Raw genomic sequence first — 13,550 nt, forward strand, 5'->3', positions numbered from 1 at the left:
GCGTCGATGACGCCCATAGGCAGTAGATGGATCAGCATGACTCCATGCCCCGGATCATTGGGCCCGAAGTCGGCCCGGAGCGCCGGGGCAGGCTGCGGCTAGGGACGCAGCTGCTGCTCGGCCTGGTGGCGTTGGCCTTGCTGCTCGCCACCCTGGCCGGCTACCAGATCCGTCACGCCGAAGAAGCCTATCTCCTGGAACGCTCCGCCGAAGAGGCGGAGCGTAAGTTCGACCTGATCCGCCTGTCCTCCCTGGAAGACATCATCAGCGAGGATCTGCCGCGCCTCGAGACGACCATGAGCCAGATGGTCGTCCGCGACCCCGACCTTGCCTCGGCCAAGATCGTCAACGAGGACGGCGCCGTGCTCTATGCCTGGCAGCGCCAGCTCAAGACGTCGAAATCGGTTGTCGAGATCACCAAGTCGGTCACCTTCGCGGGTGAAAACTTCGGCCGCATGACGTTCACCTGGGACAACTCCCGCATCGAAGAGGAGACCGCCAAGCATGCCTGGTCGATCGCCATGTCGCTGGGCTTCGTCTGCTTCATTCTCTCGCTGCTGATCTTCCTTCTCGTCAATGCTTTCGCGATCCGCCCGGTCAACATGCTCTCGGCCCGGCTGCGCAGCTTCAGCCGCGGCGTCTTCCGGTCCCAGGAAGAGCTGGCGTCGTTCACATCGATGGAACTGCAGCAGCTGGACGAGGCGGTGAACGCCGTCGGCGTTCTGCTGACCCAGAAAGCGCAGCGCGAGGCGGAGCTGGAAGAAGCGCGGGACGAGGCCGAGTCCGCCAACCGCGCCATGACATCGTTCCTCGCCAACATGAGCCACGAACTGCGCACCCCGCTGAACGCGATCAACGGCTTTTCCGAGATGATGGAAATGGAGCTCTACGGTCCGGTCGGCGATCCGCGCTACGCGGACTACGTGAAACAGGTGCGCAGTTCCGGTCTGCACCTGCTGGCCCTGATCAACGACATTCTCGACATCTCCAAGATCGAGGCGGGCCGCGTCGATCTCAGCATCGACGATGTCGACTTCCGCGCCGAGGTCGAGGCTTGTGTGGAACTGGTCCAGGAGAAGGCGAGCCAGGGCCGGCTGCGGCTGGTCGTCGATCTTGCCACCGAGATGCCGGTGCTGCGCGCCGACGGTCGCCGCCTGCGCCAGGTGCTGCTCAACCTCCTGAGCAACGCGATCAAATTCACCGAGCCCGAAGGTGAGGTGGTGATCGCGGCGCAATGGATTCCGGCAACGGGCCTGAGGGTCATGGTACGGGACAGCGGGATCGGCATTCCGCCCGACAAGCTCGAGACCGTCATGCAACCCTTCGGCCAGGTCGAAAACGCCTACACGCGCGAACATGAGGGCACCGGCCTCGGCCTGCCGATGGCGGCGGCGCTGGTGAAGCTCCACGGCGGCGAGTTTTCGATCGAAAGTGAGTATCGGGTCGGGACGACCGTAGCCTTCGTCCTGCCGGCGCGCATCGCCAAGACCGACGAGGCCCCTGCCGCGCAGCCGGGCCCCTCCTTGCCTCTCGCCGCTGTCGCCGGTTTACGCAGGCGCTAAAGCAGAGCGCGCTGCGATGTCCGGCGCGCTTGCACCCTTCATCAAAAATCTGTATACACAGATTTTCCGGCGCACCATCCTCCTAGGCACCGGCCGCCTTGCCGCCGTTTCGGAGTCGCCGGCCAGCCGACGGCCGATGGGCGAAGGAGATGCATCCGCAACGCAGCGCCGCGGATGGTATGGGCCTGCGCCGCAGCGCCCTGCGGAAATCTCTGATTGCGGGTGCGCCACCCCGTCGTTTGCGCGGCGGTTTCGTTTCAGAAGAAAGAGTGTCCGAACGTGCGCGAAAGTGAGCCGACCGCTGATCTGGACGCCCTGCACGGGCTTGCCCGGTCCTCCTACGGACCACGCGGTGACCGCGCAATCTGGCTGCAGATCCATGATCGGATTCTCCGGGCTTGCGAGACAGATATCCTGCCGCCCGGAGTCCGCCTACCCAGCGAGACCAGACTGGCGGAGGTGTTTCAGGTCAGCCGGGTCACGATGAGGCGCGCACTGCGCAAGCTGCAGCAGGAAGGGCAACTGCGGTCTCGCAAGGGTGCAGGTGTCTATGTGCGGCAGCGCCCGACACGCTGGCGGGTCGAAAGCGATTCCGATGCGGCGGGGCGGCGGACACCGGACGAGCGCCTTCTGGAGACCCGAACGCTCCTGCTGGAGACTGTCCGCGCCGAGCCTGAAGCGACACGGGAACTCAGCTTGCCGAAGGGCTCCAAGGTCGTCCGCCTCACCCGGATTCGGCTGGCCGGCGGCACGCCGGTCTATCTGAGCACCAAGTGCTTCCCGGCCAGCCGCTTTCCGGAATTCGCCAGCGCCTATGCAGCGCGCCAATCCGTGCAGGACGTCTACGAAGCCCATGGCGTTGCGCAGTGGCGCCGCGCGCAGACACGGGTTTACGGCGAGTTCGCGGAGCGCGACGTTGCCGAGGCGCTCGAACTCACCTTGCGCACGCCGCTCATTGCCATGGTCTCGGTGAACGGCGACGCGCAAAACCGGCCGATTGAGTTCAATCGCGGCTTTTGGCCGCTTTCGAGTGTCGAACTGGTGTTCTCCTAGATCCTGGCGGGCATGTCATGCAGGCAAACACTCTGGCAATCGACTTTGGAACATCCAACTCTGCGGCTGCGGTGATGCGCGAAGGCGCTGTCCACCGCATTCCGATCGAAGGGAGGGACGAGACGCTTCCGACGGCCGTGTTCTTCCCCGCCGGTCAGGCGCCGATGCGGATCGGCATGGCCGCGACCGAAGCCCTGACCTCAGGGGAAGAGGGGCGCTACCTGCGTGCGTTGAAGAGCGTGCTGGGGCTGCCCCTTGCCCATGAAGAGCGATTGATCGGCGGGCGCCGGCGCAGCGTTGTAGAGATCATCGCGGCCTTTCTTCGGGAGCTGCGGCAGCGCGCCGAGACCGCGACGGGGCAGCGGTTCCGGTATGCGCTCTCCGGGCGGCCGGTACACTTCCATTCCTCCGATCCGCGAAAGGACCGGCAAGCGGAACAGGATCTGCACGCCTGTTATCTTGCCGCCGGGTTCGACGCCGTCACCTTCCTTGCCGAACCGGAGGCGGCGGCGCTGGCAAGCCGGACGCTGCGCCGAACCGGCGACATCGGGGTGGTCGTGGATATCGGCGGCGGCACATCGGATTTCTCGGTTTTTCGGACCACGCAAAGCGGGCCGGTCATCCTGGCCAGCCATGGCATTCGCCTTGGCGGGACCGATTTCGACCAGGCCATCGCCCTGTCCCACTGCATGCCTTTGCTCGGTCTGGGCGGGGAGCTCCGTTCTGAGACGGGCCCGGGGCTCCTGCCCGTGCCCAGCGCGCCCTATGTCGACCTCGCGACTTGGGCCAAGATCCCGTTTCTCTACAACGCCGAAACCCGGCGCAGGGTGGCGCAGATGCGCCGGCTTGCCGTCGACCCGACAGGGATCGCCCGTCTTGCAAGCGTTCTGGAGTTGGAACTCGGCCATGAACTCGGCTTCGCCGTCGAGCGCGGCAAGATCGCAGCAAACGAGGGCCAGGATTCCGCCGTCATCGAAATGGGCTTTGTCGAAGCCGGCCTCACAGCCCCCCTTGCGCGCAATGCGCTGGTTGCGGCCCTTGCGGACCGGGAGGCCGAGATCGCCGAGGCCGTCTCTGAAACCCTTGTGCTGGCCGGCGTCGACCGCCGCGCCGTAAGGCGCGTCGTTCTGGTTGGCGGCTCCAGCCTTATGGCACTTGTCTCACGCGCCGTGCTCGCTGTATGCCCGTCGGCCGAGATGCGCCGCGCGGGTGCCTTTACCGCCGTCGTCGATGGTCTCGCCTTCGCCGCCGCCCAGATGGAACGCGAGACTGTGTTCACCGGATAGATGGAATCGCCGAAGGCGATCCCATCCAAGCCGGACCCGCTCTAACCGTTGCACTCCTGCCGCCAGTTTCGCGGAATCACGTCGGCCACCGCCGAGGCAAAGGTCTTGAGCTGGCACATCGGCGAGTCGCACCCGGGGATGGGAATCACCTGCTCGCTCTCGTCAGTGACGAACTTCATGCGCACGGCGAAATCGCCCGGCGCGGTCTCGTGCAGTTCGAAGGCGTAGTGGGAGCCCAGAGGCGGCACGCGGCCCGTGAACAGCGGGCCTTCGGTCCGCGCCGTTTCGATGCTCAAGGCCGCGTCGACGCCCAGCATGGTGCGCTGGTGGCCGGAATAGAGGTAGAGGCGCTTGGCGTCCGGCTTGTTCTCGGCCACCTTGGCGAAGTTCTTCAGCACTTCGCCGACGAAGGAGCCGCCGGTGAGGCGCCCGACGCTGCGGCCCAGAAACTGATGATGGTAGTTCCAGTCGGCCAGCGCGCTCATCTGCTCCATGTCCGCGACCGAGATGCCTTCGGGCAGGGGCAGGTTGTGTTGAAGGTTGGCCGACAGCGGCTCGTAGACCTCGTTGACGAGGTAGAGCATTCTGCCGATCCGCTCGCCTTCGTTCACGCCCATGACGGCAGAGACGCGGCGTAGAAAGTCTTCGTACTTGCGGCCCTGGGTTTCGTAGAGTTCGGTGTTTCCGAGACGCTTCACGAAGTTGCGGTAGCGGGTGCAGTCGGCACGGCCGGTCCAGGGGCGCATGACCGCGTCGTTCTCCAGCGCCACGGCGTGGATCGGCACAGGCGTGAAGGCGAGTTCCGGGCCGGGCGCGGCCTCCATGTCGGACAGATAGACGGAGGGGTCCGGGCCCATGCCAAGGGGATAGAGTCCGAGGATCATCATCTGGGCGGACTGCAGCGCGCGGTCGGTGTTGCTGGCGCGGACATGGACCTCATCGGTGTGATAGCGCTCGCTGATGAGACCCAGATCCTCGACATAGCGCTTCCTCAGACGTTGGCCCTGCTCGTACATGCCGCGCATGCCGACGGCGGTGAGCTGGCTGAAACCCATCGGCCATTCGGTCGCGTTTTTAGGCGGCGAATACTTCGGCGAGATGACGCCGTGACGATACAGCAGTGAGACGGCGCGCAGCGTTTCCCGATCGCTTTCCAGCGATGTCGCGTCCTGGGCCGCCGAAGGCGCGAAAGGCGTTGCCGAAAACAGGAACGCCGCAGCGGCGGCAGCGCAGAGCAGGGTCCTTCTTGTAGTGCGAAGCGAACACTTCCGAACGGTCATCGCTGTGATCCTTTCCTTCCTGGTCAATGGCCTTTCGGCGTCCAATCCGAAAGCCGTCTGTTTGTTTCTTTCCGTTTTTTCTCGTCTTATCCCGGCGCTCACTGGAAACGGCTGGCGCGGAAACGCCGGCTGCGGAACTGATCGAAGCAGCGCTCCAGGGCAACGGCGAACTTGGAAAAGGTGCGCTGCTGCAGGCCGAGGCTGTTGAGCCGCGAGATCAGGATCTTCGGCACCTGCTCGTTGTACTTCACCTCCAGCACGGTCTCGCCGCCGGGTAGAGCCTCGATGTAGCCTGCCGGCGCGCTGTCGGCGCGGGTCGCAAGGCTGCACTGAAAGCGCGTGTCGAAGGTGACCCTGAGGCTGCCGTAAAAGTCGCTGTGAAAGGCTTCCCGGTTGTACACGGTCATCACACAGGGCTGCAGGTTATAGCGGTCGCAGAGGTAGATGAACTCGCGGGCGACGGCGTCGTTGTGTCCCTGCATCACGCGCGCGGCCGCGCCCCCGTTCAGCAGGTCGTCGGCCTCGGCTTTCGTCAGCTGCAGGCGGCGCTTGGCGACGATCCGGTCGTAGCGGCCCTTGAACTCCAGAAAGACGGAGGAGGCCTCGGCGCCCAGGGCCGAGCGATAGAAGCGGATGCGGGGTTTGATGCGCGCCAGCTCGCCTTCGTGCTTTTCGGTGTAGTAGCGGTAGTGCGGAGAATCGAAGTAGATCGACTGATTGACATAGCCGCCCCGCTGCCCGTTGTTGGCATCGGGGGCCAGCAGTCCCGAGAGCACGGCGCGCACCTGCCGCAGGTCGCGGGCGGGAACCAGATACTTGATCTCGTAGCGATTGGTGTAGGCCTGCGGCCACAGCGGCCCGGGCTGCGTCTCGTCGCCGGCCGGGTCCGCGGCGCGCCCGGGCCCGCCGAGCGTCAGCGGATCGAGTTCCGTGTCGCGCCGCTCGCGGCTGCGCTCAGACATTCACCGAGCCTTCTCCGACGAGCAGATTGATGGCCTGCGGGTTGACCTTCTCGCGGAGGCGCTCGATGAAGTCGCCGTACTCAACACGCGGTTTCAGCTCGACTTCGTAGACCACTTCCTCCAACCCCGCATCGTCGCTGACGCGGCTGATCGACACCACCGCATAGTGCCGGCAGAGTTCCCGGCAGAGCGCGGCGACAGCGTCCTTGTCCGGTGGGGCAATGCGCAGTTTCAACACGTAGGAGCGGTGGTCGAGATCGCCGAACTTCAAGGCATGGAAAGCCAGCATCAGCGCGCCGAGGAAGACGGTAAAGACGGCGGCGTAGAGATGGAACCCGGTTCCGGCTGCCATGCCGATGGCGATGGCGGCAAAGATGAAGATCAGGTCGCGGCTGTCCTTGACCGGCGTACGGAACCGCACGATGGACATGGCGCCCACCAGCGCGAAGGCGCGCGCAATCTCCGACCCGATGACGATCATGATCAGAGAGACGATCAGCCCGACCAGGACGATCGATTGAACGTAGGACTTAGAGTAAGAGTAGCCGCCGTGGGTACGGATGTAGACCCATGCCAGGGCAAAGTTCAGGACGGCGCTGGTCACCAGCGCCAGCACCAAGTCCATGAGGGTGACGCTTGAAGTGATCTCCAAGGTCGTCAGCAAATCCTGAGGCAGTTCTTCCATATAAAGCGGCTCTCTCCACGCGCTCGAAAAGGGTGGTCTCCAAAGGGACGCCCTCGAATCGCGGATCGCCGCTCGAATTGCCCCCCGTCCTGTTTCTATCTCCGGTCATGCCCGCCCCGTTGTCAAAGGACTTCCGACTCAACCTTCGGCTTAAACTACCGTCATGACCTCAAAAACCAAGATTAATTGTGACAGAATTGTTGCATTGGATGATATTAGCTTTGCTTCTTCTTTCATAGCGTGTAGTAGAAAGGAAATATTGCCTAATTAACCTTATTCCCAGTGGTGATGATTAGAACTTTCATATGTATGTTTAGAAGTTTCCCGGAGAGCGGCCCGGGATTTTCACTGAAGAACGCTGTGCCCCTTCCAATTACTACTACAGCAGGCCCCTCCGGACGCGGCTGAAACGCCCTTGCCCGGCGCAGTGGCCGATTTGAAAAGCGGCTTACCGGGAAAACAGCTGCCGGCGCCACCAGGACGCGCCGCTGCCCTGCCGGCGCCGCGCCTCCTGAGCACTTGCGGGCGAGACCCGGTGACGGGCGAGCAGCGCCTCCTGCAGGGGCTGCATGCAGTGCAGCAAAAGGGCCTCGGCCACCGAAGGCGGCAGATGGCTGCGGTCGATCATCCCCTGTTGAATCCCGTTGTCCTCGGGAAAGCGCGCCAGGCAGCTGTGCAGCGACTCCTCTGAAATCGCGGCGCTGTCGTTGGCGAGCAGGGAGAGCAGAACCCGCTGCGGCGCCAGTTCCACCAGGGCGCTGGTGACCGCTGCGGTCAGGCCCGGGCGGGCGGCAAGAGTGACCTGTCGCGCAGGGTCGCCGCTCCAGACGATTTTGACGAGATCCGCCTCCCCAAGCAGCGGCGAATGAGCAATGAACGGCAGGGCGACCGACGGCTGGTCGTTGGCCAGCGCCAGAACGATATCCTGCGGCAGGTCCGTGGCGGTTCTCACGGCGTCGCAGAGCCTGCGCCGGCCGGACTCGTCGCCTTCGCGCAGCACGGTGCGGGCGGCGTCCAGGGCATGCGCCCGGACGTCGTCGGCCAGACTGTCGCCGCCAAGCCGCACGGCGGAACGCAGGGCGTCGGCCAGGCCATCGCCGGGATCGTCTGCGAGCTTGGATGGAAAAGGGGAGGATTGGTCTCGGGCGAAAGGCGGCATGCCGCAGGCGGGCTCCCTTTGATTGCGCGGGCGGCCGCGGCAGGCCTGCAGCCAACCGCGACGCGATGCCGGATTATTGGGCCTCTTTCGTAAAGGAGACGCTAAACGGCCGTGCAGCCGCCGCCGGCGACGGCCGCCGGGGTCCTTGCCGGAGCCGTCTCGGCGGTGCCATGCGAGACCGAACGGCCCGCATAGGTTGCATAGCTGCAAGACTCCCCTTGCCATGACGGGATCGCCTCGGTCAGGATGGCTCAGCCGCCGGGGGAGAAGCAGGCATGAGGAAGGCTGCCGGCCACTGCCTGGCCCGCCATCGTTTGGAACACTACCTGGACCGCCTTTTCGGATATGCCCTCAGCCTTGCCGGTGATCGCGAGGCCGCCAGCGAGTTGCTGCATGACAGTGTGGTCAAGGCGCTTTCGGCGCGTCGGGTTCCCGTCGACGAGCCGGCCTACCGGGCGTGGCTCTTTCGCATTCTGCGAAACGGCTTCATCGACCGCCTGCGGCGCGACAGGTCGCGCTCCGGCGTGATCGACAGCCAGTCGGCGGAGAATGTCGAGGCGCAGGACATGCGGCAGCTTGCAGACCTGCGCGGGGATCATCAGATTGATAATGTATTGATGGTCAAACTGGCGCTGGAAACCCTGCCGGCCAGGCACCGCGAAATCGTCGCACTGATCGACGTGGCCGGCTTGACCTACGGTGAGGCCGCCCAGGTTCTCGGCGTTCCGCCGGGCACCGTCATGAGCCGGATCAGCCGCGCCCGCAAGGCGTTGTTCATGGCGCTCAACGAGAGCAACCTGCGCGCCCTGCCGAAATCCGCCGGTCCAAGACCTGCGCGCAAGGAATCTGCTTTGTGAAGACGATACAGCCGACCTGGGAGGACCTGAACGCCTACGTCGACGGCGAACTGCCCGAGGAGCGTGCGGCGGAGGTTGCCGCGGCTCTGGGCCGGGACCCGCAACTGGCCGAACAGGTGGCGGCCCTGCATCGCATGAAGGGCTCGGTCGGCAAGCTTGTTTCCGAGGCGCCGGTCGACCTGCCGCGGATCGAGGCGCATCGGCCAGCCTGGCTGCGCGGGGGTCTTGCCCTGGCGGCCTCGCTGGCGCTGGTCACGCTCATCGGATCCTTGTGGTTGTTTCTGGCGGCGCCGCCGCCCGCCTACACGGTCTGGGCCGATCGCGCCTGGAACAGCCATCAGGCCTGGCCCGCGGGCCCGCAGGCGTCGGACGGCACTGCCGCCAGCCTGCAGCGCGCGGCCCAGCAGCGGCTCGGTCCGGCGGCTTTCGTTCCGGACCTGCGGGCTGCCGGCCTTGTTCTCAGCCATCTGGGCGTCGGGCCCCGGGCCGACAGCCGTGACTCCCTGCATCTCGGCTACAGCGGCGCCCGCGGCTGCCGTCTCAGCCTGTTTCTGCTGCCCGGCGGTCTGGGCCTGGGGGCGACGCTCCAGGATCCCGGCGTCCTGGACGGCGGCCCCCTGGACAGTGGCCCCCTGGACAGTGGCACAGATCGCCAGGCGACGGCCTGGCAGGCAAACGGGTTCAGCATCCTTCTGCTGGCAGAAGGCATGGACCCTGCGCGCTTCGCCGAAGTCTCGCAGCGCATCTTCGAGGCCAGCTTTCAGCGCAAGGCCTTCGATTCCGAGGTGCGCCAGGCGTTGCGCAACAGCCACCGGGACAGTGCCCGCTGTCTGGTGTGATTGGCTGCCCCCACGGTCGAACCGCCGACACGCCCATGGGCAACTCTTCGCGCCCCGTGGTTTTCCCGGTGACTTTATAGAGTAGGCGAATTCATGGAATAGTTCGCTGTACCGTTTCGTTTCCTCTGTTATGACGCGGAGGAACAGCTTCATTCCGCGCCGCAATCGCTGAGCGCCGCTGTTCCACAAAAAAAGTCCCGCGCAGATCATGAGGAGGAAATCGATGCCCCTTCGTATGCGAGAGCGTGGTCTCTTCGAGCTTTATCAGGACGATCCCGAGCGCGCCGATTTCACCGTGTTTGGCCGCCGTGCCCATGCCGACCGGCGCGGCTTCCTGCGCGGTGCCGGCCTGGCGACCATGGGCGCCATGCTGGGCGCCGCCATTCCCTTTCACCGCAGCATGCCTTCCGGCCTCATCCCTGCGGCGCTGGCCGAGGAGACGGAGCTCTCGCTCTTCGAAGCCAAGGACGGCCTGACCCTGTTGAACGACCGGCCTGTCAATGCCGAAACGCCGCCGCACCTGCTGGATGACTCGGTCACGCCCAACGCGCGGCACTTCGTGCGCAACAACGGCACCGTGCCCGACATGGCCCTGGCCATGAATGCGGAAGGCTGGCGGCTTACGGTGGACGGGGCGGTGAACACGCCGCTGGAGCTGACGCTGGACGATCTGCGCAGCCGCTTCGAAGTCGTCACGCTGAAGCTGCAGCTCGAATGCGGCGGCAACGGGCGCGCTGCCTTCAACCCGCCGGCCAAGGGCAACCAGTGGACCCTCGGCGCCATCGGCAATGCGGAGTGGACCGGCGTGCGCTATGCCGATGTGCTCAAGGCCGCCGGCGTGAAGAGCGAGGCGATCTACACCGCGCACTACGGTATGGACGGGCACCTCTCAGGCAATCCCGACAAGCTGCCGATCTCGCGCGGCGTTCCGCTGGCAAAGGCGATGGACCCGCACTCGCTGATCGCCTTCGAGATGAACGGCGAGCCGATTCCGGCGCTGAACGGCTTTCCCGTGCGCACCCTCTGCCCGGGCTGGCCCGGTTCCACCTCGCAGAAATGGCTGCGGCGCATCCAGCTGCGCGATGTTGTGCACGACGGGCCGAAGATGACCGGCACCTCCTACCGCGTGCCCTATTACAACGTCGCGCCGGGCGCCAAGGTCGACAAAGAGGACTTCAGGATCATCGAGTCGATGCCGGTGAAGTCCCTGATCACCACGCCGCAGACCAACACCAGCATCTCCGGCCGCAGCCTGGCGCTGCGCGGCCATGCCTGGGCCGGCGACCGCAGTGTGTCAAAGCTGCACCTCTCCATCGATTTCGGCGCCAGCTGGATCGAGGCGGATCTTGACGCGCCGCCCAATCCCTACTCCTGGCAGGACTGGCGGGCCGAGGTCAGCTTCCCCGAGAAGGGCTACTACGAGGTCTGGGCGAGGGCGACCGACGACCAGGGTGTGATGCAGCCCTTTGCGATCAACTGGAACCCCAAGGGTTATCTCAACAACGCCATGCACCGGATCGCGGTGACCGTGGCCGCATGAGGACCCGTGTTTTGCAAGGCGGCGGCCCGCCTGTCCAGTGGGCCTTCTGGGGGTCGTACCGCCGCCTGCGCCTTGGTGCCCTGTTGGCCGGCGCCCTCGCCCTGCCGGCCCTGGGTGCGGCAGCGGAGGACGATCCTTTCGGGCCCGACTGGCCGGAAGGGCCGGGCCGCGAAGAAGCCGGCTATCTCTGCGGGGCCTGCCATTCGCTGCGCTTGGTGACCCAGCAGGGGCTTTCCCGCAGCGCCTGGGACGAGACGCTGGACTGGATGGTCGAGGAACAGGAGATGGATGAGCCCGAGCCGGAAGAGCGCGAACTCATCCTCTCCTACCTCAGCGAGCATTTCGGCATCGACCACCGGCCGGGCCATGTCGGGGCCTTTCCGAACCAGCCCTCCCGGAATTAGCCCGCCCGGAACCAACCCGCCCGAAACTAACCCGCCCGATTAGGATTGCCCCGGCAATCCGTTCAGGCCGCTGCGCATCACCACCAAGGGGCTACCCCCACGGCGCGATTGCTACCGAAGCGGCCCCTTCTCATACTCTTGCGCGAAGATCCTTCGCGGTTTGCGCAACCGGGGTGCCGCTTCCCGCGGTGTTGCCGAACCGGCTGGTTGTACAGCAGGGGTGCTGGGCATGGGGTCAAGAACCGAAGAGATTGTGCACGCCTTCACCGAGGGGCCGCCGGGACAGCGGCAGGCCATCCTCTCGGCCATGCCGCCGACGATGACGCGGGATGTGGCCATTCAGCTCGCCGCCTCCGACGAGCCCAGCATCGCCATCGTCGGCCTGGATCAGATCACCGCCGATCACGTCGGCGACCGTGATCCCGATCTCTGCCTCTGTCTGGCGACGGCCTGCTTTCAGGTCTGCCGCCGCCTCTACGACTCGCACGGCGCCGGCCCGGCCCAGGTCTATGTCAACACCGCAGGGCGCAGCGCCCACTTCGTGGTAACCGCCCTGCGCAGTGTGCCGCGCTACGAAGACATTCTCGGCTTCCTGGATGCGGCGTTGCCCTGGCTGGAATCGGTCGGCCACCGCAGCCATCTCACCGACCTGCTGATCGCCCGGATCGAGGCGCATCTGCAACTGGGCCAGACGTCACAGGCGCTGGAACACCTCTCCGCCGTTCCCGAGGAACTGCGCAGCCAGGACGTCCGCTTTGCCTCCCTGCGCCGCCGCCTTGAAGGCGCCGCCGGGCGCGATTGAGTGCCATTGAACGAACGGAGGCCGAAACCTACTGCGTGACCCGCGGGAAGGCGGCGCCGTCGGCGTTGAAGAGATGGCACTGGCTGGGGTCGAGACCGGCGGGCATCTGATCGCCCTCGCGTACTCTGGCATCGCCCTCGCTGCGGACCACCACCGTCGCGCCGTTGGGCAGGCTCACATAGGCGAGGTTGGAATCGCCGAGCTGCTCGACGACGTCGACCCGTCCGACCAGCTGGGAGTCCGCGCCGCCGGCGATCAGGTGCTCGGGCCGCACGCCCAGTGTCACCTCGTCGCCGTTGCGCGCGCCGTCGGGGCGCACGGCGATGCGGGTGCGTACCTCGCCCGGCAGCGCCACCTCGATGGCGTTCTGATCCACTGCGGCTATGGAGCCCTTGACGAAGTTCATCTTGGGCGAGCCGATAAAGCCGGCGACGAAGAGGTTCTCCGGGTGATGGTAAAGCTCCAGGGGGGAGCCGATCTGCTCAACGTTGCCGGCGTTCAGCACCACGATCTTGTCCGCCAGGGTCATCGCTTCGACCTGGTCGTGGGTGACATAGACCATGGTCGCCGCCATGTCTTCGTGCAGCTTCGCCAGCTCGATGCGGGTCTGCACCCGCAAAGCGGCGTCCAGGTTGGACAGTGGTTCGTCGAAGAGAAAGACCTTGGGCTCGCGTACGATCGCCCGGCCGATGGCGACGCGCTGGCGCTGGCCACCCGACATCTCCTTGGGCTTGCGTTCCAGAAGATGGTCGATCTGCAGGATGCCGGCGGCACGGCGCACCCGCTCCTCGATGGTTTCCTTGCTGGCCTTGGCCAGCTTCAGGCCGAAGGCCATGTTGTCGTAGACCGTCATATGCGGATAGAGCGCATAGGACTGGAACACCATGGCGATGCCGCGCTGGGCCGGCGGCAGCTCGTTGACCATCTGCCCGTCGATGGTCATCTCGCCGGCGGTGATTTCCTCCAGGCCCGCGATCAGCCGCAGCAGGGTCGACTTGCCGCAGCCCGAAGGGCCGACAAAGACGACGAACTCCCGGTCGGCGATCGTCAGGTCGACGCCATGAATGGTCTCGATGTCGCCGAACGACTTGCGGATGCCTTTGAGCACCACCTCTGCCATG

13 protein-coding genes are annotated in these 13,550 nt (G+C 65.5%); 8 read left to right on the forward strand and 5 right to left on the reverse strand.

Going from position 1 to position 13,550, the window contains the following annotated elements:
* The first annotated feature begins 44 nt into the window (after positions 1-44).
* From ACO06P_RS14985 to ACO06P_RS14995, 3 genes are all read left to right on the forward strand, one after another.
* A complete protein-coding gene (locus ACO06P_RS14985; protein ID WP_420346037.1) occupies positions 45-1,562 on the forward strand; it encodes a sensor histidine kinase in 1,518 nt (505 codons plus the stop codon).
* A gap of 279 nt (positions 1,563-1,841) precedes the next feature.
* A complete protein-coding gene (locus ACO06P_RS14990) occupies positions 1,842-2,615 on the forward strand; it encodes a GntR family transcriptional regulator (protein WP_420346038.1) in 774 nt (257 codons plus the stop codon).
* A 17-nt stretch (positions 2,616-2,632) separates the two neighbouring features.
* A complete protein-coding gene (locus tag ACO06P_RS14995; RefSeq protein ID WP_420346039.1) occupies positions 2,633-3,901 on the forward strand; it encodes an Hsp70 family protein in 1,269 nt (422 codons plus the stop codon).
* A gap of 41 nt (positions 3,902-3,942) precedes the next feature.
* Here ACO06P_RS14995 and ACO06P_RS15000 read toward each other — a convergent pair whose 3' ends face one another.
* From ACO06P_RS15000 to ACO06P_RS15015, 4 genes are all read right to left on the reverse strand, one after another.
* The gene (locus ACO06P_RS15000) at positions 3,943-5,181 is read right to left on the reverse strand and encodes a histidine phosphatase family protein (RefSeq protein ID WP_420346040.1); all 1,239 of its coding nucleotides are present in this window, start codon (positions 5,179-5,181) and stop codon (positions 3,943-3,945) included.
* 98 nt (positions 5,182-5,279) lie between these two features.
* Positions 5,280-6,143 carry a polyphosphate polymerase domain-containing protein gene (locus ACO06P_RS15005; protein WP_420346041.1) on the reverse strand — a complete coding sequence of 288 codons (864 nt, stop codon included), beginning with the start codon at positions 6,141-6,143 and terminating at the stop codon, positions 5,280-5,282.
* Positions 6,136-6,828 carry a DUF4956 domain-containing protein gene (locus ACO06P_RS15010; protein WP_420346042.1) on the reverse strand — a complete coding sequence of 231 codons (693 nt, stop codon included), beginning with the start codon at positions 6,826-6,828 and terminating at the stop codon, positions 6,136-6,138. The genes ACO06P_RS15005 and ACO06P_RS15010 overlap by 8 nt, the downstream gene beginning before the upstream one ends.
* Positions 6,829-7,276: 448 nt before the next feature.
* Entirely contained in the window at positions 7,277-7,987 is a 711-nt protein-coding gene (locus ACO06P_RS15015; RefSeq protein ID WP_420346043.1) for a DUF2336 domain-containing protein, read from the reverse strand.
* 275 nt (positions 7,988-8,262) lie between these two features.
* Between ACO06P_RS15015 and ACO06P_RS15020 the strand changes: the two genes are divergently transcribed.
* The 5 genes from ACO06P_RS15020 to ACO06P_RS15040 all read left to right on the forward strand — a co-directional run bounded on the left by ACO06P_RS15020 (position 8,263) and on the right by ACO06P_RS15040 (position 12,429).
* Positions 8,263-8,844 (forward strand): RNA polymerase sigma factor, encoded by a 582-nt coding sequence (locus ACO06P_RS15020; RefSeq protein WP_420346044.1) that lies wholly within the window; start codon positions 8,263-8,265, stop codon positions 8,842-8,844.
* Positions 8,841-9,683 carry a hypothetical protein gene (locus ACO06P_RS15025; protein ID WP_420346045.1) on the forward strand — a complete coding sequence of 281 codons (843 nt, stop codon included), beginning with the start codon at positions 8,841-8,843 and terminating at the stop codon, positions 9,681-9,683. Before ACO06P_RS15020 ends, ACO06P_RS15025 begins: the two co-directional genes overlap by 4 nt.
* Before the next feature lie 223 nt (positions 9,684-9,906).
* Positions 9,907-11,223 (forward strand): sulfite oxidase, encoded by a 1,317-nt coding sequence (locus tag ACO06P_RS15030; protein WP_420346046.1) that lies wholly within the window; start codon positions 9,907-9,909, stop codon positions 11,221-11,223.
* Positions 11,220-11,627 (forward strand): hypothetical protein, encoded by a 408-nt coding sequence (locus ACO06P_RS15035; protein WP_420346047.1) that lies wholly within the window; start codon positions 11,220-11,222, stop codon positions 11,625-11,627. The genes ACO06P_RS15030 and ACO06P_RS15035 overlap by 4 nt, the downstream gene beginning before the upstream one ends.
* Before the next feature lie 229 nt (positions 11,628-11,856).
* Positions 11,857-12,429 (forward strand): hypothetical protein, encoded by a 573-nt coding sequence (locus tag ACO06P_RS15040; protein ID WP_420346048.1) that lies wholly within the window; start codon positions 11,857-11,859, stop codon positions 12,427-12,429.
* A gap of 28 nt (positions 12,430-12,457) precedes the next feature.
* Here the strand turns inward: ACO06P_RS15040 and ACO06P_RS15045 are convergent, their stop codons facing one another.
* A complete protein-coding gene (locus tag ACO06P_RS15045; protein ID WP_420346049.1) occupies positions 12,458-13,549 on the reverse strand; it encodes an ABC transporter ATP-binding protein in 1,092 nt (363 codons plus the stop codon).
* Position 13,550 lies beyond the last annotated feature (1 nt).

This window comes from Pelagibius sp. (assembly GCF_965227505.1).
In the GTDB taxonomy this organism is placed as follows: Bacteria; Pseudomonadota; Alphaproteobacteria; order Kiloniellales; family Kiloniellaceae; genus Pelagibius.